General features: G+C 38.9%; 14 protein-coding genes and 1 pseudogene. 10 read left to right on the top strand and 5 right to left on the bottom strand.

What is annotated here, in order from left to right; genetic code table 11:
* Positions 1–233 precede the first annotated feature (233 nt).
* The 9 genes and pseudogenes from accD to trxA all read left to right on the top strand — a co-directional run bounded on the left by accD (position 234) and on the right by trxA (position 17,597).
* Positions 234–1,154, top strand: a complete 921-nt coding sequence (accD, locus tag AC0QT4_RS01320; protein WP_473199908.1) for an acetyl-CoA carboxylase, carboxyltransferase subunit beta — start codon at positions 234–236, stop codon at positions 1,152–1,154.
* Between the two features lie 4 nt (positions 1,155–1,158).
* Positions 1,159–2,478, top strand: coding sequence for a bifunctional folylpolyglutamate synthase/dihydrofolate synthase (locus AC0QT4_RS01315; protein ID WP_473199907.1), 1,320 nt, complete (start codon positions 1,159–1,161; stop codon positions 2,476–2,478).
* A gap of 43 nt (positions 2,479–2,521) precedes the next feature.
* On the top strand, positions 2,522–3,520 hold the full coding sequence (locus tag AC0QT4_RS01310; RefSeq protein WP_473199906.1) for a complex I NDUFA9 subunit family protein: 999 nt from the start codon (positions 2,522–2,524) through the stop codon (positions 3,518–3,520).
* Between the two features lie 1,345 nt (positions 3,521–4,865).
* On the top strand, positions 4,866–6,263 hold the full coding sequence (gene ahcY, locus AC0QT4_RS01305) for an adenosylhomocysteinase (protein ID WP_473199905.1): 1,398 nt from the start codon (positions 4,866–4,868) through the stop codon (positions 6,261–6,263).
* 37 nt (positions 6,264–6,300) lie between these two features.
* Positions 6,301–8,766 carry a PAS domain-containing sensor histidine kinase gene (locus AC0QT4_RS01300; RefSeq protein WP_473199904.1) on the top strand — a complete coding sequence of 822 codons (2,466 nt, stop codon included), beginning with the start codon at positions 6,301–6,303 and terminating at the stop codon, positions 8,764–8,766.
* Between the two features lie 52 nt (positions 8,767–8,818).
* Positions 8,819–10,302 (top strand): annotated as a pseudogene (gene tsaE / locus AC0QT4_RS01295) (tRNA (adenosine(37)-N6)-threonylcarbamoyltransferase complex ATPase subunit type 1 TsaE).
* Positions 10,303–10,569: 267 nt separating this feature from the next.
* Complete coding sequence (addB, locus tag AC0QT4_RS01290; protein ID WP_473199903.1) at positions 10,570–13,692, top strand: double-strand break repair protein AddB; 3,123 nt, start codon at positions 10,570–10,572, stop codon at positions 13,690–13,692.
* Entirely contained in the window at positions 13,689–17,165 is a 3,477-nt protein-coding gene (gene addA, locus AC0QT4_RS01285) for a double-strand break repair helicase AddA (protein ID WP_473199902.1), read from the top strand. The genes addB and addA overlap by 4 nt, the downstream gene beginning before the upstream one ends.
* Positions 17,166–17,273: 108 nt before the next feature.
* Complete coding sequence (gene trxA, locus AC0QT4_RS01280) at positions 17,274–17,597, top strand: thioredoxin (protein WP_473199901.1); 324 nt, start codon at positions 17,274–17,276, stop codon at positions 17,595–17,597.
* A gap of 113 nt (positions 17,598–17,710) precedes the next feature.
* On the opposite strand, the gene AC0QT4_RS01275 is transcribed toward trxA, so the two are convergent.
* The 3 genes from AC0QT4_RS01275 to AC0QT4_RS01265 all read right to left on the bottom strand — a co-directional run bounded on the left by AC0QT4_RS01275 (position 17,711) and on the right by AC0QT4_RS01265 (position 22,583).
* On the bottom strand, positions 17,711–19,288 hold the full coding sequence (locus AC0QT4_RS01275; protein WP_473199900.1) for a peptide chain release factor 3: 1,578 nt from the start codon (positions 19,286–19,288) through the stop codon (positions 17,711–17,713).
* Positions 19,288–20,949, bottom strand: coding sequence for a lysine--tRNA ligase (locus AC0QT4_RS01270; protein ID WP_473199899.1), 1,662 nt, complete (start codon positions 20,947–20,949; stop codon positions 19,288–19,290). Before AC0QT4_RS01270 ends, AC0QT4_RS01275 begins: the two co-directional genes overlap by 1 nt.
* Before the next feature lie 413 nt (positions 20,950–21,362).
* Positions 21,363–22,583: an argininosuccinate synthase gene (locus tag AC0QT4_RS01265; protein WP_473199898.1), complete on the bottom strand. Its 1,221-nt coding sequence runs from the start codon at positions 22,581–22,583 to the stop codon at positions 21,363–21,365.
* Between the two features lie 174 nt (positions 22,584–22,757).
* On the opposite strand from AC0QT4_RS01265, the gene AC0QT4_RS01260 reads away from it, so the two are divergent.
* Positions 22,758–23,396 carry a LysE family translocator gene (locus AC0QT4_RS01260; protein ID WP_473199897.1) on the top strand — a complete coding sequence of 213 codons (639 nt, stop codon included), beginning with the start codon at positions 22,758–22,760 and terminating at the stop codon, positions 23,394–23,396.
* A gap of 2 nt (positions 23,397–23,398) precedes the next feature.
* Here AC0QT4_RS01260 and rlmN read toward each other — a convergent pair whose 3' ends face one another.
* Both rlmN and AC0QT4_RS01250 read right to left on the bottom strand, forming a co-directional pair.
* Positions 23,399–24,628 (bottom strand): dual-specificity RNA methyltransferase RlmN, encoded by a 1,230-nt coding sequence (gene rlmN / locus AC0QT4_RS01255; RefSeq protein ID WP_473199896.1) that lies wholly within the window; start codon positions 24,626–24,628, stop codon positions 23,399–23,401.
* 36 nt (positions 24,629–24,664) lie between these two features.
* A complete protein-coding gene (locus tag AC0QT4_RS01250) occupies positions 24,665–25,168 on the bottom strand; it encodes an invasion associated locus B family protein (protein WP_473200024.1) in 504 nt (167 codons plus the stop codon).
* Between the last annotated feature and the right edge of the window lie 273 nt (positions 25,169–25,441).

The raw sequence follows: 25,441 nt of genomic DNA, 5'->3' as shown, positions 1-25,441 counted from the left end.
AATGCAAGTTATTAAAACTGCTAAGAGATTTATTGTAAGGAATACTCTTAATGCTAGTGATTGCTGAGACATTGGAAAAAAATTAAAAGGCAATCAAGAAAGAACGATGCGTATACTTGTAAAAGTATTTAAAAAATTCGTTTATTGAGATGCAAAGCGAGTTTAATCATTTAAATCCTATATTCTTTAAAATGGTACAAAAAGTTTATAATATTTAAAGAGAGGCGATAAAGATGAACTGGATTACAAATTATGTTCGTCCTAAAATTAATTCTATATTGGGACGCCGTGAAATTCCAGATAATCTATGGATTAAAGATCCCACGAGTGGTGAGATGGTCTTCCATAAAGATCTCGAGGTAAATCAATATGTAATTCCTAGCTCTGGTTATCACATGCGTATCAGTGCCAAAGACCGTCTTATGCATTTTTTTGATGATGGTGTTTATACGCCTTTGGAAAATCCAAAAGTTATAACAGATCCTTTAAAGTTTCGCGATGAAAAGCGCTATATTGATCGGTTAAAAGATTATCGTTCTAAACTTGGAGTTGATGACAATATTTTAAGTGGACGCGGCACGATTGAAGGCTTACCTATTATAGCTACTGTTCAGGACTTTGCCTTTATGGGTGGATCCCTTGGTATGGCTTCAGGAGAAGCTATTATCAAAGCTTTTGAGACTGCCATTGCCGAAAAATGTCCCTTGGTTCTTTTTGCCGCTTCTGGTGGTGCACGTATGCAAGAAGGAACACTCTCACTCATGCAAATGCCCCGCACAACCGTAGCAATTGAAATGCTGAAAGAAGCAAAACTTCCCTATATTGTGGTTCTTACCAATCCTACTACCGGTGGTGTTACGGCTTCTTACGCTATGCTTGGCGATATTCACATTGCTGAACCCGGTGCTATGATTGGTTTTGCAGGGCCACGTGTGATTCAACAAACCATACGTGAAACTTTGCCTGAAGGTTTTCAAAGCAGTGAATACCTACTCGAACATGGTATGATTGATATGGTTGTATCACGTTTAGAAATGAAAGCGACCATTGCACGGCTTTTACGGTTGATGATGAAGCATCCTGCGACTGTTCATCCTTCCAATCCATCTCCAACAGATTCTCAGATATCGCTTTCTAACAGAGATGCTGCTTAATCTTATGGGGAAAAATCAAATACAAGGAATGGTCGATGATTTACTAAAAAACTATCCCAAAAAATTTGATCTTTCTTTAGAACGTATTCTTCATCTTTTAGAACATCTTGGTAACCCGCATTTAAAACTCGCACCTGTTATTCACATTGCCGGAACAAATGGTAAAGGGTCTGCTTGTGCAATTTGTCGTGCTCTTTTGGAAAGTGCAGGCTATCGTGTTCATGTCTACAGCTCACCCCACCTTGTTAATTGGAATGAACGTTGCCGGTTAGGTCAAAAAGGAGGGGGGCAACTTGTTACAGAAAACCAATTAGCTGAGACAATTCGTGAAATTATAAAAGTAAATCATCAACAACCAATTACTATTTTTGAAATTTTCACAGCCGCCGCTTTTATGCTGTTTAGTACACACCCAGCTGATGTTGTTATCTTAGAAGTCGGATTAGGAGGACGATTTGATGCCACCAATGTGATTAAAAAACCTGCCGTATCACTTATTATGCCTATAGATTATGATCATGAGACTTTTCTTGGAAAGACAATTGCAAAAATTGCTTTTGAAAAAGGGGGGATTATCAAACCAACAGTTCCTGTCGTCATTGGTAAGCAAAATCACGAGGACACTCTTTCTATTTTAACATCTATTGCGGATAACAATAAGGCACCTTATTCTCTGTTTGATCAAGATTATCAAAGCTATACAGAACATGGGCGTATGGTCTTTCAAAATCGTCAAGGTCTCATGGATCTTCCACTTCCTAACCTCATTGGCGCTCATCAAATTGCTAATGCAGGAGCTTCTCTTGAAGCAGTTTATCAAGCAGGTTTTCAACTTTCAGAACAAGCAGTAAATCACGCTTTACAAAATATTTATTGGCCCGCACGGATGCAACATCTTACCCATGGATCTTTGGTCGATCAACTCTCTTCCAATATTAATTTATGGTTAGATGGTGGCCATAATCCCGCTGCTGGAAAAGTTGTTGCGGAAGAAATTGCTCAATGGAGAAAAAAAACAAACCGTCCTATTATTATGATTGCTGGTATGCTTAACACTAAAGATGCTATCAGTTATTTTCGTCCTCTAGCCAATCTCGTAGATAAAATCTATACAATCCCATTAACAGATAATACTGCTAGTATTTGTTCAAAAAAATTAGCGGAATCCGCTCAAAAAGTAGGGCTTCTTGCCAGCCCCCAAGCCCATCTACAAGATGCTTTACAGAGAATTAATTTAGAGCATAAAGATGCAATTGTCTTTATTGGTGGTTCCCTTTACCTTGCCGGTGATATTTTGCGTGACAATAAAACACCACCATGCTAGGAATTGATTATTCATAGAGCTTTGAAAGATAGACCTTGTAATCATGCAACTTGATTGTGCACTTTATCAACATCCTAAACTTATTACTGTTTTCGGCGGCTCTGGTTTTGTGGGGCGGCATGTCGTTGAAACTTTAACAAAACGAGGTTATCGCGTTCGCATTGCCGTTCGTCATCCGCAAAAAGCTTATTACATGCTGCAAATAGGAGAAGTAGGACAAACCCAAATGCTCAAGACTGATATCAAGCACCGCGCTTCTGTTGCACGGGCATTGCTTGGAGCAGAAGGAGCCGTGTTTCTTCCTGGTAGCTTAGGGCAAGCAAATCAAGCAAACTTTCAAAAGACACAAATTGACGGCACACAAAATGTTGCTGAATTAACAGCTGAAGCTGGTATACCGCTTCTCTATATGTCAGCGCTGGTAGCTAACGAAAACGCTTCATTTCTTTATGGACGTATCAAATCTATGGGTGAGAAAATTGTTCAGGATAAGCATCCTCAAGCAATTATTATGCGTCCATCCGTTATCTTTGGGCCAGAAGATTGTTTCTTTAACAGCTTAGCAAACTTAGCACGCTTTTTACCAATCATGCCTCTTTTTGGAGGTGGGCAAAGTAAATTGCAACCCGTATATGTTGGTAACGTTGCTGAATTTGTCGTGCGTGCTTTAGAAAATCCTGCTCTTTCTGGAAAAAGCTATGATCTTGGTGGTCCCCAAATTATCACATTTCAAAATGCCCTTGAAAATATCTTAAAAATCATTCATCGGAAAAAAACAATTCTCTCTATGCCTCTTTCTATCGGTCTATTGTTTGGAGGTACTTTAGGACTTCTCGGTAAATTACCCCTCGTGCCAACACTCGTGACAGCCGATCAAATACGCTTCTTGCAAGTGGATAACATTGTTTCTCAAGAAGCTAGAGAAAATGGATATACTTTAGAGGGTGTCGGAATTACCCCGAGAGCAATGGTCGCTCTCTTACCAAGTTATCTCTGGAGGTTTCGTCCACAAGGTCAGTTTTCCAAAAATTTACAAGCTTAGCAAAAATTCTTGCAAGGATGAGCTCAAGAACAAGCAACGATATTGATTTACAATAATTCTTTGTTTTTCCTATGTAAAATTAAAGTACTGAAGAGAACAAGACTTTTTCATTTCAGCTTTTTGCATTCAAAATGCATATAAGTGTTCACTTCTACATCAAAAGAAAAAACATTTTAGGTCAAAATGGCGTGAACATGAGCCAAATATGCCTGTTTATAAACCCTCTTAATACCGGAGTGAGTACAAGATTGAAACTGGAAAATCTCATTATAATTTTGTCTTATGATGACAAGTATGAAGGTGGTAGTGTTCCATGAACATGCATTCATTTACAAGGCAACGCATTGATTTATAAAGATATATCATCGTTTTTCAACTTGTATCATAACCTCGAATAGTGTAAAATTTTCTCATTTCAAACCTTCTCCTATTGAGTCAAATAAAATTTCTTGCTTGCACGTCATAAGCAATGTTGATTGTGAGTAACAACACTAGAAGAAAGAAGTAAAAACGCCTCTTATGAATCGCGTTAATGCAAGGGCCGTCGCAACATTGGACGTTAGTAGAGATAATGATATTGTCAGTTTACGACACCATCATAGAAGAGAATGAGAAATAAGGTGAGGCATCCCTTTAAAATTACATAAATGCACAAAATAACAACGGACTTTTTTTCGTGAAAGGACAGAATATTGTGAAAGAACGCAATGCATAAAGTTATAATGTATTATGTAGTCTTATTATTTTAAAAGATATTACTCTGGATATTTTTGAAAATTGCAAGTTCAAACTAAAGAGGATAACAAGTCTGAGAGATCTTTCTATTTTCGCTTCCATAATCTCTACAAATAAAACTGTATTCTAATTTCTGATATAAATTAGATAAAATAAGCAATACCTTCCTGTCTACCCTGCATAATAGCTAGAACAATTTAGCTTTATCCACCCAACATCTTTGTTCTAAACGTGCAATATATTAGAATTTAAAACTGATTTATAGACAATAATAGAGCGTGTGTTTCATGAGATCATCTTCTTTTTTAAGAAAATATACCCTCATAAAAGCCTTTCTTATTAGGCTTCCCTCCTTATAGCTCAAATACAGATAAATATTGATAAATTTTTCTTACTCAAAACAATTTCTTTAAGTCCTCCTAAATTTTGTCGGTAACATCATAATTTACTCCATAAAATGTGTTTTTTTGCGTAAATTTATGGGAACTTGAAAAGAATTTTTCACAGAGAGAAGTCGTGCTATTGGCTTGCATTTTTTTTTGATTTCTCCTACCGTCTTTTTTAATTTCTCCTACCCTCTAGAGAAAAATAATTTTAAAGGAATGAAAGAATGGCAACCCCAGATTATGTTGTCAAAGACATCGCACTTGCTGCATACGGGCGCAAAGAGCTTGATATTGCCGAAACAGAAATGCCTGGTTTAATGGCTTGTCGTAAAGAGTTTTCTTCTAGTCAACCTTTGCGCGGTGCTCGCATTTCTGGTTCATTGCACATGACGGTTCAAACCGCTGTTTTGATTGAAACATTAAAAGCAATTGGGGCTGATGTACGGTGGAGTTCTAGCAATATTTTTTCTACACAAGACCATGCAGCCGCCGCTATTGTAGCCACAGGTACTGCTGTTTTTGCGGTCAAGGGCGAAACACTTGAAGAATATTGGACTTATATAGATGCTATTTTCCAATGGCCTGATGGCAATCTTTCAAATCTTATTTTAGATGATGGAGCTGATGCTACAAACTATATTTTGATGGGATGGCGTGCAGAAACAAATAAAGATGTCCTCTCTTATCCCAAAACAGAAGAAGAGGAATTTTTTTTCAAACAAATTCAAAAACGTATGACTCTCACACCAGGATTTTTCACACGCCAACGCGCAGCAATCAAAGGTGTGAGTGAAGAAACGACAACAGGGGTGCACCGCCTTCTTCAATTACAAAAGCAAGGGCTTTTGTCTTTTCCTGCCATTAATGTCAATGATAGTGTCACAAAATCAAAATTTGATAATAAATATGGATGTAGAGAATCATTAGTGGACGGTATCCGACGTGCAACAGATGTCATGATAGCTGGTAAAACAGCCATTGTCTGTGGTTACGGCGATGTGGGTAAAGGTTCAGCAGCCGCTCTTTCAGGTGCAGGAGCACGCGTTAAAGTGACAGAAATTGATCCAATCTGTGCTCTTCAAGCAGCTATGGATGGCTATGAAGTGGTTCATTTAGATGACGCCGCGGCCAGTGCTGATATTATCATCACAACAACAGGCAATAAAGATATTGTCCGTTTAGACCATATGCGGCAAGTGAAAGATATGTGTATTCTTGGAAATATTGGCCATTTTGATAATGAAATCCAAGTAGCAGCCCTTAGAAATTTGCCATGGACGAATATTAAACCTCAAGTCGATATGATCACCTTTCCTGATGGAAAACGCATCATTTTACTCTCTGAAGGGCGTTTACTTAATCTTGGTAATGCTACAGGACATCCCTCTTTTGTCATGTCAGCTTCATTTACAAATCAGGTTCTAGCGCAAATTGAACTCTTTAACCATTCAGAACACTACAAAAATGAAGTGACTGTTTTGCCTAAACATCTCGATGAGAAAGTTGCACGCCTTCATCTTGATCGATTGGGAATAAAATTAACTGTTTTATCAGAAGAACAAGCTACCTATATTGGAGTTACACCTCAAGGACCCTATAAACCAAATCATTATCGTTACTAGATGTTTCCTTAGGTTAAAAGAAAAAGGAAAAGGCGCCATGCCCCGTTGTGGTGACTATGATCCCAAAGAAAAAGTTCAAAAAATGATCCGAATCTGTCAGCATGTTTTTTGTCTTCTTTTCCTTTTTTTTCCAGCAACCGTTGTTGCTCAGTCATTGGAAATCCATCTACCTTTCGGATTCACTTTGCCAGATGGTCCATGGCTGCTTCTAGCACTGTGTGGAGGGATTGGGTGCGCCTCGCTTTTCACCTGTATAGCAGTTATTATGCGTGCGAAAAAAGCTTCACAAAAACCCCTACAGGCTCTTCAAGCAGACTTTTCTGAAAAACTTAAATATTATGAATGGCTTCTGGAAGAAACAGAGCAATTGCTTCTTATTTGGGAAAATCCAACGGTTTCTCCTCGTATGGTTGGTAATATTTCCGCGTTACAAAAAGTAGGAATTATGCAGCAAGATTTTCAGAATTTTGATCTTTGGCTCGAGGAGAATTCTCTGCGAGAACTTGACTACGCATTAACGCAATTACGTTACGAGTCTCATCCTTTTGAGCTTTCTATCACCACTAAAAATAATATGCTGTTACACGTTACAGGAGTCATTGCTGGAACAGTAGCCATTGCACGTTTTCAAGATATCTCAACCCAGCAGAGTGAAAATGTGCGTTTACAGAAAGATATCGCCAAAATTCTCATCGAATTAAGAATGCAACGCAATCTTCTTGATCGCATTCAAGAACCTGTATGGATAAGAGATTGTGAAGGAAAGATTTGTTTTATCAATCGCGCTTTTAAAGAAATAACAGGTTTTCGAGAAGGCAGCAATGAAGTCAATGACCTTTTCAATGAAACAACACAGCACAAAACAGATGAGACAGAAACAATTTTTCAGGAGCATGTCCATACAGTTATTGATGGAGAACGACACTGTTTTCACCTCACAAGAATTACGACAGCCGAAGGAATGGCAGCTTTTGCACATGATGACAGCGCATATGAAAATCTTACTAATGAACTAAGACGCGTTCTCCAAAGCCATTGTGAAACACTTGATCAAATCTCAACAGCTGTGGCTGTTTTCGATACCAATCAGAAATTAAAATTCTGCAACCACGCTTTTAAAATTTTATGGCCGTTGGAGAGTTCTTTTTTAGAAAGTGAACCAAGCCATACACTGCTGCTTGAACGTTTACGTGAAAAAGGATTCATTGCTGAACACCCTGATTGGCGTGGATGGAAAGAAGAACTTTTTAAAGCTTCCCAGCAAACAGAATCGAATCAACAAATTTGGAATCTTCCAGATGGGCGTACAATACGTGTTATTTCCAGCCCTCATCCACAAGGAGGCGCCACTTGGCTTTATGAAAATCTTACAGAAAAAATTGATCTTGAACGACGCTATAACACACTCATTAAAATACAGGGCGAAACCCTTGATAAACTTTCAGAAGGCGTGGTGGTTTTTGGTACGGATGGACGTCTTCGTTTATCGAATCCTGCTTTATCAAAATTATGGTCTCTCCCTTATAATTTATTGGTGGAAGGCACCCATATTACGCAGTTAAAAAGCCATTGCGCTGCCTTAACCATAGGAAAGGAATGGGATCAATTTACCAAATTGATTACAGGCTTGGATGAAAAACGCGACACCTCTTCAGGTCGTATGGATCTCATAAATGGAATAATTATTGACTATACACTGGTTCCGCTTCCCAATGGGCAGACGATGCTTACCTTCGTGAATGTTACCGACAGTGTTCATGTTGCACGCGCGTTTCAAGAAAAAAATGAAGCTTTAGAGAGTGCTGATCGTTTGCGAAATGAATTCGTTCAACATGTTTCCTATGAACTGCGAACACCTCTTACCAATATTATTGGATTTTCTGATATTTTACGTGATCAAATTTTTGGCTCTGTCAATAAACGCCAAAAAGAATATCTTGGACATATTCATTCAGAATCAGGCACACTTTTGAATATTGTTAACGATATTCTTGATCTTGCAACCCTTGATGCTGGTATTATGGAGTTGGATGTGCAACCCGTTAATATTGCCGATGCCATGATGCAAGCAGTAACACGCGTAGAAGAGCGTCTTAATGGACGTTATATTGTGCTGTCACAACAAATCTCTCCATCCTTAAATTTTATCTTCGCTGATGCAACACGTTTGCATCAAATTTTTGTTAATCTCCTTAGCAATGCTATTAATTTTGCAACAGAAGCGAGTACGATTGAATTTTGTGCCGACGAACAAGATGGTAATATCGTCTTTAGTGTTCATAATGAAGGATCTGATATTCCAGAAGATGTTCTGGATCGAATTTTTAAACGTTTTTCTTCCCATGCACATCATGGTGGGCGCGCTGGAGCAGGTCTTGGTTTGTCCCTCGTTAAAAGCTTTGTTGAGCTCCATGGTGGACGTGTTGAAATTCTTACCGGTGCCGGACAAGGAACAACAGTTAAATGTTTTTTTCCGATTCCCAAAGGAGATAAAGTTCTTTAATCTCATTCTTTCTTATTAAAAAATTTTGTACATCCATTTTACGGAACTGTTTATGAATTTTAGTTTTTTTCTTGAAAATGAAGAAGCAACCAAACTTTTTGCGCAAGATTTAGCCCTTGCTTTAAAATCAGGTGACCTTGTAACACTGCAAGGTGATCTTGGCACAGGAAAATCAACCATCGCACGAACAATCATTCATACACTTGCTAACGACAATACTCTGGATGTTCCAAGCCCTACTTTCACTCTTGTTCAAAGCTATCAACTTCCACAATTTGAAATCATTCATGCTGATCTTTATCGCCTTTCTATGCCAGAAGAAATTGATGAATTAGGACTTCATGAAGCACGTGAAAAAAATATTTTACTTATTGAATGGCCAGAAAAAAGTGAAGATCTTTTAGGACCAGTTACCTTTGCTCTCACTTTACAATATAAAGACCATGGGCGTTACGTGATTCTCACATCAGCACAACATTCTACGGAACGTCTTCAAGCGATCTTTTGCAATTCGCACATTTTTAAAAACCCATAACCGTGGTCATGTTCATCGTCATTTTTTAGCTAGTGATGCTTCCCCACGTACCTATGAATTTCTCAAAGGTGCGAATCATCAAGAAATCCTTATGAATACACAAACTATGCAAACAGATCTTTCCTATGCAACAATGACATACCTTGCGAAAGATATTCGTCAATTTATAGGAATTAACCAGCTTATCTTAGACAACGGATTTTCTGTTCCTCATATCTTTGTCGAAGATTTTGAAAAAGGTCTTTTGATTTTAGAAGATTTCGGATAGGAAGGGCTCTTAGATCAAAACAATACCCCTATAGAAAAGCGTTCTATTGCTTGTAGCAAATTATGGGCTGCCTTTCATCAAAAATTATGGCCTTCACAAAAGCAATTTGCAACATTTTTGCTTTTCAAATCCCCTCCTATGATTGTCAAGCACTACAATCAGAGCTTTCCTTATTGCTTGATTGGTATTTGCCTTTCCAAACACAAAAAAACTTAAATCAAGAACAGCGTAAAGCCTTTTTAGCTGTTGGCAATCCTATCTCATAAGCCTCATTCAAGGAGAAAATACCTTTGTTATGCGTGATTATCATTCACCAAATATTCTTTGGCGTATGCATCAGGAAGGAATTGCCCACATTGGTCTTCTTGACTTTCAAGATGGTTTAAAAGGCCCAACGATCTATGATATTGTCTCTTTAGCGCAAGATGCTCGCACCTTTATTGCTCCAACACTTGAGATGAAAATTCTCGATGCTTATTGCACTGCACGCCATAAAGCACCACGCCCTTTTGATGAAAAAGAATTGCGCAAGCTTTATGCAATCGCAGGTGCCCAAAGGGTTTCAAAAATTCTAGGGATTTTTATCCGTTGCCATCAACAAGATGGAAAATCATCTTATCTTAAGCATCTTCCCCATATGTAAGATTATCTTGCTCGCAATCTCTCACATCCAATGCTCGCACCTTTACAAAGATTTTATCAGGAAGCAGGACTCCTTGCAAAAACGGAATAAAGTCTCATAGTTTAATCTTTGGATATTCTTCATCCAAATGATCATTTTTGCTAAAAAATATGAAGATCAATATAGCCCGTGACCATGCTTTTTTCCACACCTTTGATGAAAATATATAGAGATTATCTGGAAAATTGGCTGTTTAACATAAGTTAAAAAATGCATTGCGCAAGTATAGCTTTTTAGTTTCTCTCTGCATGAAAATTGTATACAGTAGAAATAACATAAATAATACCGAACATTTCCACGCATCCCAAACGAGATTACATGACCTACAAACCACGTGTCTTTTCTATTTCTCCGGGAACAGCTTTTCTACCGCACTTTGTTGATGCACTGCTCTGCGGTGCTCTTATTGATAATTTTGCACCAAATGGGGATCTCCAAATAGCCCTTGCTGATACCCTCATTTATGTGCCAACACGCCGTGCTGCCCGCGCTTTACGTACAGCCTTTGTTGAAAGAAGTGACACAAAATCAACCTTCTTGCCAACCATTCGTCCTTTAGGAGATCTAGATGATGAGAGTTTTCTTTTTCTAGAAAATCATACCAACACCCTGAATCCTCCCATTGGAAACACTGAACGTCTTTTACTTTTAGCACGTCTTATTCGCCCTTGGCGTGAAAATTTGCCAGCACATTTGCGTGCCATGTTTGGTACAGAAGACGTGCTTATTCCTGCTCATACTGCCGATGCAATTTGGCTTGCTCAAGATTTAGCAAATTTGATGGATGAAATCGAAACGGAGGCAGCGGATTGGTCAAAACTTAAAGAAATTGCGCCCGATATGGTAGCAGAATGGTGGCAAATAACTCTCGATTTTCTCACGATTGTTACACAAAATTGGCCAAAAATTTTACAAGAAAGACAACGAAGCAATCCAGCAGAATGGCGCAATCAAGCACTCAAAATACATGCCGATATTTTACAACACACACAACCTGATAAACCTATTCTTGCAGCTGGAATATCAGGTTCTATTCCCGCAGTTTCTGAGCTTTTAAAAGTGATTGCTTCCCTCCCTAAAGGTGCGGTTGTTCTTCCTGGACTTGATCTTCATATGGATGAAGAACAATGGGAAGCCTTAGGCACAATCCATAAAGAAAAAACAACTTGTGATATTTTCGATCATGCAAAGAATGCTTTTAGCCATCCTCAATATCATTTAAAAAAACTTCTCTCTCTCATGAAATGTCATCGCATTGATGTTCGTGAAATTGGTCAACAAAGTACAATAAAGAAAAAGCGTATCGCTCTTTTATCAGAAGCATTTCGACCAGCCTCGACAACAGATCGCTGGATACAAGTTGTCCGTGATGATTATGAACAGCTTTGTGCAAACTGGTCATTCATTGAAGCTATCAACGAGCGTGAAGAAGCTCTTGCTATCGCTGTTGCTTTACGCACTGCTATTGAGGAACCTCAAAAAAATGCAGCTCTTATTACAAATGACCGTAATTTAGCACGCCGTGTGGTAGCTGAATTACAGCGTTTTGGTATTGAAGCAAATGATTCAGGAGGGATTCCACTTGCACAAACATTGCCTTCAACCTTATTACGGCTTCTTTTAGAAAATGTGTTTCAACCTCATGATCCCATTGCTTTTCTTTCTCTTCTTAAACATCCCCTCACAAGGTTAGGACAAACTCGGCATTGTTTACGTGAAATGGCAGAAAATTTTGAACTCTTTGTTCTTCGAGGAAATACCAGCTGTATCAATCTTTGCGAATGTGATCAATTTGTCGAAAAATGGATAGAAACCTACCCCCAAAACACTTCTGAAAAGAGTGCCCTTGATCAAAAAAAGTGCGAAGAAGCACGTTTTCTTTGTTATCTTTTGGTCAAAGCTGTCGAGCCGTTAGCATCTCTCATGAAACAGGGAAAAGAATACACTCTCAATGAAGTCGCAATAGCGACCGTTGAAGTTTTTGAAAATTTTGGGCGTGATGAAAATAATTCGCTTGTACATCTTTATCAACATGAAGCAGGGCAAGCTTTAGCAACTTTTTTGCGTGAATTGGCCAGTGATCAATCAGAATTAAAATTTTCCTTTCGTGAATGGCCCGCTATGTTTTCGGCTCTGATCGCACCCCGCTCTGTAACCCCTCCACCCGGAGGGCATCCACGTTTATTCATCTGGGGCACGTTAGAATCACGCCTGCAAACGGTTGATACAGTGGTTATTGGCGGTCTTAATGAAGGATCATGGCCGATTATAACCCGTAATGATGCTTTTTTATCACGACAGATGAAAATGATGTTAACGCTTGAACCACCAGAAAAACGTATTGGCCTTTCCGCCCATGATTTTCAATGGGCTATGGGAATGAATAACGTGGTAATGAGTCGAGCTATGAGAGTTAATCATGCTCCTTCACTTCCTTCACGCTGGTTACAACGTTTAGAAACCGTTATAGGAAAACAGGTTTGGCAACAAATCCGTGCACGAGGAGAAATATTGCTTCATTGGGCGAAAATGCTTGATGATACAAATAGGGTCGCCTGTGCACAACGCCCTTGTCCTGTACCACCTCTTGAGACACGCCCGCGTTATTTTTCGGTCACTGAAATCTCAACGTTGCGGTATGATCCTTATGCAATTTATGCCAAAAAAATCTTGCGTCTTAAACCCCTTAAAGAACTCATCAATGCTCCTAGCGCTGCTGAACGCGGAACACTTTATCATGCTATTCTTGCTGCTTTTTGCACACAAATAAAAAATCCACATGCTGCAAATGCATTGAATGCATTGCTCTCTCTTGCACGTAAAGAATTTGATAAATTAAATTTACCCCCCGATATTGAAGCAATTTGGTGGAATAATTTTGAAAATCTTGCTCCCTTTTTAATCCAATGGGAACAAAGTCTAAGCCCTCGGGAACGACATGCCGAAGTGGTCTCACAAAAAATACCTATAGGAACAACAGGTGTAACTCTTGCTGGGCGTGCTGATCGTATTGATGTTTTACCAAACAAAAGGGTTGAAATTGTTGATTTTAAAACCAGTACGCCTCCCTCATCAAAGCAAGTTCGTGATTTATTATTTCCACAATTGGCATTAGAAACAGCCCTACTCATGCACGACGCCTTTACAGATTTCCAAGATCTTACTCCTGTCAATTTATTTTACATTGCTCTTAATGGAAAAGGTAAAATATCGCCTCAATCAATTTTTTCAAAAAAAGAGGAAAATGAGCACCAAAGTGTCATCAGTCTCGGTGAAAAAGCATGGCAACACCTTATCGCATTAATGGAATATTACCAAAATCCACAACAAGGCTACCTTTCACATGCAGTCCCTTTAAAAAAAGAATATGAAGGTGATTATGACCATCTAGCACGCTTGTGGGAATGGTCTAATGATCTTCATAAAGCAGGCCAATCATGATTCCTTTTTCTATCCCTAAAGCAGCGCTTGAAGCACAAGCAACGGCAACACACCCTAAAACAAATGTATGGGTTTCTGCAAATGCTGGATCTGGAAAAACCCATGTTTTAACCGAACGCGTCATCCGCTTGCTTTTAAATGGCACTCCTCCAGCACGTATTTTATGCCTTACTTACACAAATGCAGCTTCTGCTGTTATGCAATCGCGGATTTTTCGTACACTTTCCAGCTGGAATGAACTTGATGATGAACAGCTTCAAAAAACCTTATCGCAGCTCGAAAATACGCCCATCAATGCGCAAAAGTTAACCTATGCACGTCAACTCTTTGCTCGTGCCCTCGAAACACCAGGGGGCTTAAAAATCCAAACTATTCATGCTTTTTGCGAATCTCTCTTACATCACTTTATGTTAGAAGCCAATATTGCAGGGCATTTTGAACTCATCGATGATATTAATCGAAAAAAATTATTACAAGAATCGCGTCGCCAACTTTTAGCCCATAAAGATGCGCAATCCGCTTTGAAACAGCTCCTTAAAGTCGTCAGTGAGCATACTTTTAATCAGTTACTTTATGAAGCAACCGAAAAACAACATAAATTGTCTTATTTTTTATCCTCTCTTTTGTCTGAAAACAAAGAAGAAAAATTGCGTGCACTGTTTAATTTAGCGCCCGATGAGACCAATCAACAATTGCTAGAAAACATTCAACAGACTGCTCATCTCCCTCTTTATGCTCTTATACATTGTCAAACCTATGGTAACAAAAACACCAAGGATATCATTGAGACACTTTCTCAATTAAAAACCACTGATGATGAAACAACTATCATTAACATTATTTCCAATGTTTATTTTAACAAGAAAGGTGATCCCCGTAATTTTTCACCTCTCTCTTCTAAAAAATCAGATGAAATTTGGCCCTTTATTCAACAAATGGTTGAAGATAAACAAAGCAAACTTTCTGTTCTTTTAGAAAAATATCAATGTGCAAAAGTTCTCACACTCAATCAGGCTGCTTTTCAGCTTTGTTCTATTTACCTTAAAATCTATGCGAATTTAAAAAAAGCCAATGGCTTGTTAGATTTTGATGACCTCATTGAACGAACACTTCATTTGTTACAACGTAAAGGCGCAAGCCAATGGGTGCACTATAAACTTGATAGTGGTCTTGATCATATTTTGCTCGATGAAGCACAAGATACCAATCCTGACCAATGGCAAATCATTCAACTTTTAGCGCAGGAATTTTTCACAGGTCACAGTCAACGCACGAATATACGAACTCTTTTTGCTGTTGGAGATGAAAAGCAATCCATCTATTCCTTTCAAGGGGCTGCTCCAGAAAACTTTGCTGAAAATGGACGAATAATTCAAAAAAAAGCGCAGCAAGCAAAACAGAAATTTGAAAAAATACAATTGAACTATTCTTTCCGCTCGACAGTTGATGTCCTTAAAAGCGTCGATCTTGTCTTTGAAACACCAGAAAATTACAAAGGGCTTTCTGCAGAAAACACAAAAACAGTGCACGAAGCTATTCGTGTTCATAGCCAAGGTGATGTGATTTTATGGGATGCATTTTCCAAAGAAACAAGTAAATTTCCTAGTGATTGGCATGTAACTGTTGATCATTTAGATACGCCGGCAAGACATTTAGCGGAAACTATTGCGGAAACCATTGCGAACTGGTTGAATAAAGGAGAAATTCTGCCAGCAAAAGGACGCTTAATGCGTGCGAGCGATATCATGGTTTTGGTTCGTAAGCGTGATGAATTTGTCTCTGCACTTACTCGTGCACTTAAACAGCGCAATATTCCCGTAGCGGGTGCTGATCGTTTACAACTTACCAACCATATTAGCGTGCGTGATTTGATGGCACTTGCGCGTTTTGTTTTGCAACCACAAGATGATCTTTCTCTTGCTTGTGTTTTAAAAAGTCCTCTTTTCTCGCTTAGCGAAGAAGAACTTTATCAGATTGCAGCAAACCGTACAGGATCCCTTTGGCAGAGCCTCTGTATGCACACATCATCGCATACATCTTTTAAGGGCGCTTTTGAAAGTTTAAGTCATTATCGCACTCTCGTGGATAAAATACCAGTTTTTGAATTCTATAGCCATATTCTAAACAATGATAAAGGACGACAAAAAATTCTATCCCGCTTAGGATCGGAAGCAAATGACGTGCTCGATGCTTTCATGGACTATACACTCACTATTCAAAAAACCGGATTGCCAGGGTTACAAGCTTTTTTGGAAACATTAAGCGCAAGTAAACCAGAAATTAAACGTGAGTTTGATCAAAATCATGAAGAAGTCCGTATCATGACTGTTCATGCTGCTAAAGGAATGGAATCTGCTGTTGTTTTTCTCATCGACCCTGGGAGTGCCATTTGGCATCCTCAACATGCACCACATCTTCTGAAGGTTCCCTTAAACAATGCACAACTGAGCGATCAACAAGCTTTTATCTGGCATCCCAACGCGGAATTTAACACAAAACCCTCTGAAAAAGCACTTTCGCATTTAAAAGAGCGTGCTGAAGAAGAATACAAACGTCTTCTTTATGTAGGAATGACGCGTGCTGAAGATCGATTATTTGTTTGCGGTTATAAAAATGAGAGAGCCTCCTCTGGGACATGGCTAGAATTGGTAAAGAAAGCGCTCAAACCACACATGGCGTCAATAAAAGGTCCTGCTGAAGATATTGCAGCTTGGCGCTATTGTATAACGCCCGCTTCTCACGCCCCAACAAATCAAGAAGGACCTTCCGCGAATAACCAAGCACTCCTACCTTTACCCGAGTTTTTCTTCCATAAAGTACCGGCAGAACCAACCCTACCAAAACCATTAAGGCCCTCTGTTGCTAGTCTCTCCATTGAGGCTGATAATGAGATTTTTTCCAATACAAAACAGCATAATATTTCACCTGTTTTAGGAGAAACAAATACCAATAGAGCTTTTTACATTGAATATGGTAATATTATTCACCGATTGTTACAATATTTACCTCATTGCCCTCTTGAAAAACGTCGTGATTATGCCCAACACTATCTCAACATCAAAGCCTCTCATTGGCCCAAAGCAAAAAGAGAACAAGCTCTTCATCATGTTTGGCAGATTTTAGAGCACTCCTACCTCAAACCTCTCTTTTCTATTGATTCACGTGCTGAAGTCTCCTTAATGGGTATTGTTAAAATTCGTGGAAAAGAACAAGCAATTTCCGGTCAAATTGACCGGCTATACATTACACAAAATAGCATTATCTTTGCTGATTTTAAAACCGGAACCCCACCAGACAATGAAAACGCTATCGCCCCACGCTATTTGTTGCAAATGGCTCTTTATCGAAAATTGCTGCAAGCTATCCATCCCGATAAAAATATTCAAGCTCTTCTTGTCTACAGTAAAGACGTGAAAGTTTTTAAACTCCCTCCAGAAAAACTCGAAGCACTTCTTGATGAAATTGCTTTATGAACTGCGAAAACCTTTTTTACAAAGACTTCTATAATTTATCTTTGCAATACAACTTGATATGAATGGTTATCGTACCAATCTATAGAAGTGGATATAAAGGATAAACCTATGACCTGTATAAAAGTTGATAAGAGCAATTTCGAAAGCGAAGTTCTGACCTCCTCTACCCCTGTTGTCGTTGATTTTTGGGCAGAATGGTGTGGACCTTGTAAAATGATTGCTCCGATTTTGGATGAAATTTCAGCAGAAATGCAAAATCAAGTTAAAATTGCCAAAGTCAATATTGATGAAAGTCCAGAACTCGCTACCCAATATGGAGTACGCTCGATTCCTACCTTGTTGATGTTTAAAGGTGGAAATGTTTCATCAAATATGGTTGGAGCCGCTTCTAAGGGGCGTGTTTGTGAATGGATCAAAGATGGTCTTCGTTAAAGACTATCCATAATGATTTTTCTAAAAAGGAGAGAGATCGTGGCTCTCCTTTTGTTTGTTTTTTTAGAAAAATTTCTCTGTCGGCAAAAAAGATATCTGTAAAGGTCTTCCCTTTATTCAGAACGTATTTGATAATCCTTAAAAGCTGTAAACTTTACGTTCGGTGCTCGTTCTGCTTCATAATTTAAAGAAAAATGATTTTCTGCTAAAAAAACTGGATCGCCTTCTAGGTCATGGGCAATAGCAGAACGGTGATTGATAAGAAATTTTTGCAATTCATCTTTGTTCTGTGCTGAAATCCAACGGCATATATTAAAGCGTGCTGGTTCAAAACTCACTGGCAAGCCATATTCTGCCTTCAGTCGTTCCTTCAAAACATCAATTTGCAAAGCACCAATCACACCAATGAGAGAAGGTGATCCATCATCAGGGATAAATAATTGCACTACCCCTTCTTCAGCCATTTGTTGTAAGGCTTCTTTGAGTTTTTTTGCTTTCATCGGATCGCCCAAACAAACACGACGTAAAATTTCCGGTGCAAAATTAGGCACACCTTTAAAAAGAAGATCTTCCCCTTCTGTTAGGGTATCACCAATCCGCAATGTTCCATGATTGGGAATCCCTACGATATCACCAGCATAAGCTTTATCAGCAATTTGACGTGAGCGTGCAAAGAAAAATTGTGGGGCAGAAAGTGTGATTGGCTTTCCGGTTCTTATCAATTTTGTCTTCATACCACGTTCAAGTGTTCCCGAACAGACTCGAAAGAATGCAATACGATCGCGGTGATTAGGATCCATATTAGCTTGAATTTTAAAAATAAACCCTGTCATTTTAGGTTCAGTTGCTGTGATATTGCGTTGATCTGCAATCTGATCACGAGGGCTTGGACCAAAATCCGTGAGTGCATTGATCAAATCACGAACACCAAAATTTCGTAAAGCCGAACCAAAATAAACCGGTGTCATATGTCCCTCACGGAAAGACTGCAAATCAAAATTTTTGCAAGCACTTCGCGCAAGTTCTATTCCTTCTATAAAAGACAAACGTTGGTTTTCAGGAAGTAAGTTTGCAACTTCTTCAGGTCCTTTCACCGTCTGTTGCGTTATCTCATCATCTTTTTGACGAAAATGATTATGATGGAGATCAAATGTTCCAACAAAATCTTTACCCGTACCAATCGGCCAAGTTATTGGTGCGGTATCAAGGGCGAGTTTTTCTTCAATTTCATCTAAAAGTTCTATGGGGTCACGCGCTTCACGGTCCATTTTGTTAATAAACGTAACAATAGGAATATCTCGCATCCGACACACCTCAAACAACTTCAGTGTTCTAGGCTCAATTCCCCGTGCACCATCTAGCACCATGATAGCACTATCAACTGCTGTAAGGGTGCGATATGTATCGTCAGCAAAGTCCTCATGTCCTGGGGTATCGAGGAGATTAAAGATATGATCTTCATATTCAAATGTCATCACCGATGTTACAACCGAAATACCGCGATCCCGTTCAATATTCATCCAATCAGAACGGGTTTGAATACGATCTTTTTTTGCCTTCACCTCACCAGCAAGCTGAATAGCTCCACCAAATAATAAAAGCTTCTCTGTTAGCGTTGTTTTTCCCGCGTCTGGGTGGGCGATAATCGCAAATGTACGACGCCGCTTTACCTCTTGTGCTCTTTTTTCCATTATTCCCCCGCAGATCGCGCAAGCGCTTCAGCAATCAGTGCACGCGTCTCATTAATTCCATATAAAGCAATAAAGGACCCCCAACGTGGTCCTCGTTCTTGCCCTAACAAAACTTCATAGAGCATTTGAAAAAAGACATTCGAAACACCCGGCCCCCCTTCAGGGCTTTTCTTGCTATGATCTTGATAGCGCTCCGTTAAACGTGCAACATCAAGAAGCGCATTTTGAAGGGTGTTTCCATCAGCAGTTTCAGGCAAGTTGGCTAATTTTTCATCAATTTGCGCTAATGTTGTTCGTTCACTGTCATCTGGTGTTCGAAACTTTTTGTTTGGTTTGACAAAAAGTTCAAAATATTTAAGAGCAAATTGCACCAACTGATCAAGTTCTGGATAAGTTTGTGCATTTGCACCATTCGCGTAACGAGAAATAAAACCCCAAAGAACACCTTTATTTTCAGCATTTGAAGCACTTACTAAATTCAGGAGCATGGCAAAGGATACAGGCAAATCAACCTGCGGAGGAAAGCCATTATGGATATGCCATACAGGATTATTAAGCCGTTCTTGCCACCTTTGCCGACCATAGGCTGAAAGATGTGTATAATATTCATCAACAGCTTTTGGAATGACATCAAAATAAAGCCGTTTTGCTGTTTTGGGCTTGGAAAACATATAAAGCCCGAGACTCTCCGTTGGTGCATAGGTTAACCACTCATCAATGGTTAAACCATTTCCTTTGGATTTAGAAATTTTTTGCCCCTTATCATCCAAAAAGAGCTCATAATTAAATCCTTCTGGCGGATTTCCACCAAGCACTTTGCAAATTTTAGAAGAAAGATTGGTCGAATCAATAAGATCTTTTCCTGCCATTTCATAATCAATGCCAAGCGCTCTCCAACGCATTGCCCAATCTACCTTCCATTGGCATTTGACTTTTCCCCCTGTAACCTCCGTTTCAATGGTTTCTCCTGTTTCAGGCTCAATGTAAGTAACAGTGCCTTTTTCAACATTACGAGAAATCATTGGAACCTGTAAGACTTTTCCAGAAAATGGGGAAATGGGTAAAAACAATGAATAGGTAGCGCGTCGTTCTTCACCCAATGTTGGCAAAACAATTGCCATCACCTTATCATAACAAGCAAGTATCTTTAAAAGCGTTTCATCAAAACGACCGGAACTATAATAATCCGTGGAACTTGCAAATTCATAATCAAAACCAAAACGATCAAGAAAAGCACGTAAGCGCGCGTTATTTGCTGCTCCAAAAGAAGGATAAGTATCTCCAAAAGGATCTGGTAGGCGGCTAAGAGGTCGACCAAGATAATTTTCCATTTTCTCGCGATCAGGAACATTATCAGGAACCTTGCGTAAACCATCCATATCGTCAGAAAAACAAAGCAGTTTTGTTTTAACTTTATTCTCTGTGAGAATATGGAAAGCATGACGCACCATGGTTGTACGTGCTACTTCCCCAAAGGTTCCAATATGCGGTAAACCAGAAGGACCATAGCCTGTTTCAAATATTACACTTTCTGGATAACCTGTCTTTTCATACCGCTTGATAATTTTGCGTGCTTCTTCAAAGGGCCAAGCTCTCGATTGAACAGCCGCATCTCTTAATTCTGGCGTAAGGTTAAGGGCATCATACGGATCACGCATCATTATCTTTATCCTAAAATTACATTCTTTAATAGTATGGTGTATGGTTCTTGAATTTATTCGTCAATAATAACAAGCGAAAAGCTCCTAAAATCTTTTATCACGCTTTTGTTATGACCCGTATTTGCTTTATTCTTTTCATTGCATTCTCTTATTGTTCCTTTTTATATTAACAAAGTATAAGCATCATGAAGCGTAATTTACTCATTTTGAGTATTGGTGTTTAATTGCCATTACTCTAAGCTTTTCCTCCTCAAATTATCAGCAGAAATAAAACTTCTAACACCAAATTAAAAATTGGATAAAGACCCTAGTCGTCAATACCACTACGTTAGAAAAAGTGCAAAATTAAACGTTCTATACAAAAACACCCTTTTTGTTACACTAGAAGGGTGATTTTATAGGATTGTTTATTTTCACTCAGACGAACGCGTTGCCAATGTGCGCAAACGTAGAGCATTTAATTTAATAAAACCAGCAGCATCTTGTTGATTGTATGCACCTTCATCATCTTCAAAAGTCACCAATTTATCAGAGTAAAGCGACTTTTTGCTTTGGCGTCCTTCAACAATTACATTACCCTTATAAAGCTTTAATGTAACTTCACCTTCAACATTTTCTTGGGACAAATCAATCGCAGCCTGCAACATTTTCCGCTCAGGTGAAAACCAAAAACCATAATAAATAAGCTCTGCATAACGCGGCATTAACTCATCTTTCAAATGCGCCGCCCCTCGATCCAATGTGAGAGATTCCGCCGCACGGTGAGCAACCAAGAGAATGGTTCCTCCTGGCGTCTCATAAACACCCCGCGATTTCATGCCAACAAAACGATTTTCTACCAAATCTAACCGACCAATACCATTATCGCGCCCATAATCATTCAATTTAGAAAGTAAATTTGCAGGAGATAAGTTTTTTCCATTGATCGAGATAGCATCACCTTTTTTAAAGCCAATGGTGATTCTGGTGACTTTATCTGGAGCAGCTTCCGGTGAAAGAGTCCGCATATGCACATATTCAGGGGCAGGAAGTGCTGGATCTTCTAAAACTTTCCCTTCTGACGACGAATGGAGTAAATTTGCATCCACTGAAAAAGGTGCCTCACCTTGCTTATCTTTTTCTACTGGAATTTGATGTGCATGCGCAAAATTAAGCAAATCCGTCCGACTTTTAAAAGACCAATCACGCCATGGAGCGATAATTTTAATATCAGGATTAAGGGCATAAGCAGAAAGTTCAAAACGTACTTGATCATTGCCTTTCCCTGTTGCACCATGAGCAATTGTATCTGCCCCTGTTTCTTTGGCAATTTCAATAAGGCGCTTTGCAATAAGCGGACGCGCAATTGATGTTCCCAAAAGATAGGTTCCCTCATAAACGGCATTCGCTCGAAACATTGGAAAGACAAAATCACGCACAAATTCTTCGCGCAAATCTTCAATATAGATTTCTTTAACACCAAGCATCTCAGCTTTATGACGGGCAAGCGCTAACTCTTCCCCCTGCCCCAAATCAGCTGTAAAAGTTATAACTTCAACACCCAATTCACTTTGTAACCATTTAAGAATAATTGACGTATCCAATCCCCCTGAATAAGCCAAAACGACTCTCTTTACATTCTGCCATTTTTTCATTTTAAAGCTCTATATGATTCGCTTTCCCTTCTTGTACTCAGAAAGTAAAACGATGTAAGCAGTATAAAAATAAATTCTCTTTAAGCAACATGAAAAAAACGCAAAAAAAATGTAAGGAAGCGTGTTCTCAGAGCATAAATGGTGAGAACCGCTTACAAACAAGAGGAGATTTACGTGTCATTTCTACCGGAGTGGTCTATTGTTATACAATTCGCTTTAGCATCGCTGATTTTAGCAATCATTCCAGGACCTGATCTCATGCTATCAGTAGGACGTACTATTGCACAAAGTAAAAAAGCTGGGATTATGTGCGCTTTAGGGAGTGCAACAGGTTTTGCCATTCAAGTAACAGCTGTAGCACTTGGCTTATCAGCGCTCATTTTCGCTTCGCCACGTGCTTTTTTCCTCCTCAAAATTGCAGGAGCTTTTTATCTTTTATGGCTTTCTTTGCAAGCATTATGTAAAAGCTCAACACTTTCTCTCAAACAAACTCCTCAGAAAAACCAAAGTTTTAGGCGTCATTATTTTGCCGGCATTGGAATTAATCTTTTAAATCCTAAAGTTATTCTTTTTAACGTGACCTTTTTACCGCAATTTATCAATGCTAATGATCCTATGGCTACACAAAAATTACTTATTTTAGGACTTTCTTATATCCCTATTTCTCTGCCAATTACAATTTCTATGGTTTTTATGGCTCATAAGCTTACTCAGAGCCTTAAAAAAAATCCCTCTTATCTTCGCTTTCTAGATTGGTTTATGGCTAGTATTTTTACCAGTTTTGCTTTACGTCTTCTTATTAGCCAAGATTAAAACTATTGATTGCTCACTGCATCTTCAAATTTTAAACGTTCAGATCTTCGTAAGCGCTCTGAAGCCGATTTAAGTTGACCACATGCAGCCAAAATATCACGCCCCCGCGGTACTCGAATAGGAGAAGCATAGCCTGCTTGATTAACCACATCAGCAAAACGCTCAATTTGTTCCCAATCAGAACATTGATAGTTACTTCCAGGCCATGGATTAAAAGGAATCAAGTTAATCTTCGCTGGAATCCCTTTCAATAATTGAATCAACCGTTTAGCATCATCCAAACTGTCATTTATATCTTTCAGCATAACATATTCAAACGTAATTCGCTTAGCATTAGAAAGACCAGGATAATTACGGCAAGCATCCATTAATAGAGAAAGCGGATATTTTTTATTAATTGGAACAAGCATATCTCGTAGCGTATCATGCACTGCGTGAAGCGAAATCGCTAACATAACTCCAATTTCTTCTCCAGTTCGAATAATTCCAGGAACAACCCCACTGGTTGAAAGCGTAATTCGGCGTTTTGATAAAGAAAGCCCTTCCCCATCAGATGCAATCAATAAAGCTTTTTTAACTTCTTCAAAATTATAAAGTGGTTCGCCCATCCCCATCATAACGATATTGGTTATTTTACGCCCTTCAATTGGAACTATTGCTCCCTCAGGAGTATTTTTATCAGGAAAATCACCCAAACAATCACGTGCCACTAATAATTGTGCTAAAATCTCTTCCGCTGTCAGATTACGAACAAGGACTTGTGTTCCCGTATGACAAAAGGAACAAGTTAACGTACATCCTACCTGTGATGAAAGACACAAAGTACCACGCCCTTCTTCAGGGATATAAACTGTTTCAATTTCAACCGGTCTTCCTGCCCCCCGTGCTGGAAAACGCAGCAGCCATTTACGCGTACCATCTCTTGAGATTTGTTCTCCAACAATTTCCGGACGTGCAATGGAAAAATGATTTTTAAACATTTCTTGCATTGGTTTAGAAATATTCAGCATTTCATCAAAGTTTGAAACACCACGGACATAAAGCCAATGCCAAAGTTGACGTACACGCATACGTGTTTGACGTTCTGGCACACCAACTGCCTTTAAAACTTGCATCATCTCAGCTTGCGATAAGCCAATTAAAGGAAGCTTAGAACTCTCCTCCACGATAACACCGTTTGTTTCTCGTGCTAAACGTGAACCAACCGGTCTAAGGTCATATGAAATGGCCATTGTTTTCCAATTCACTCGTTTAAAATTACAGAGACCTTAATGGCACTTCTGAGCAGCATTTAATGCAGCAGTGATCCCTTTTAAGGAATAAGTATAGGTGGTATTGGTTCCACGTTTTGAGACTGCTTTTACTGTCATATTTATCCCAGAACGCATAGCAGAAACAAGCTGCTTTTCCAACGCTGATGATGCCAACCAAGCTGATGAATCCTTCGTGAAAAATTCAAAATCCATATTTCCAATGGTCACTGTAACTTTTGACCCATCTTTAAGGGTGTAACCTGCCATAAATTGTGGTTCAAATGAGATCGGTGAATTTGAACGTTTGGTAACCAAAAAGAAATTATCACCATGATTAACTGTCGTTGGAAGGGCCTCCAAGGGTACTGATAATACATAGCAAATTGTATTTTTGGGGGATTTATAAGAATAAGCTCCCCATGCCTCAAATTGGTTTAAACGGCTTGGCGTTTGTGCACACGCAGCTCCAACAGCAACCAAAATCATTATAGATGCAGCAATAGCAGACTTTCCAAACATCTTCATTTAGCTCACTTCTCTAGTCTCTAACAAGATTCTCTTCATTGAAAAAGCTCAACAAAAGCTCTCGATGCTTTAGTGTAATATTCTCATCTCTTCAACAAGCGAAATATTTTCGCGCCAAACAGAAAAGACCTTTGCATTTAATTTTAACCTTTCAGTTGTTACTAACATGAATTCTTTACTCAGTAATTAGGTTTAAAAAATATGAATATAGCACCACCCTGTTAACAAATAAATTCTGCCCCTCTACCATAAACAATTCGTTGCAAA

The sequence above is a fragment of the Bartonella sp. EBT8 genome (assembly GCF_055796165.1).
This window is presented reverse-complemented; position numbering and strand designations above follow the sequence as displayed.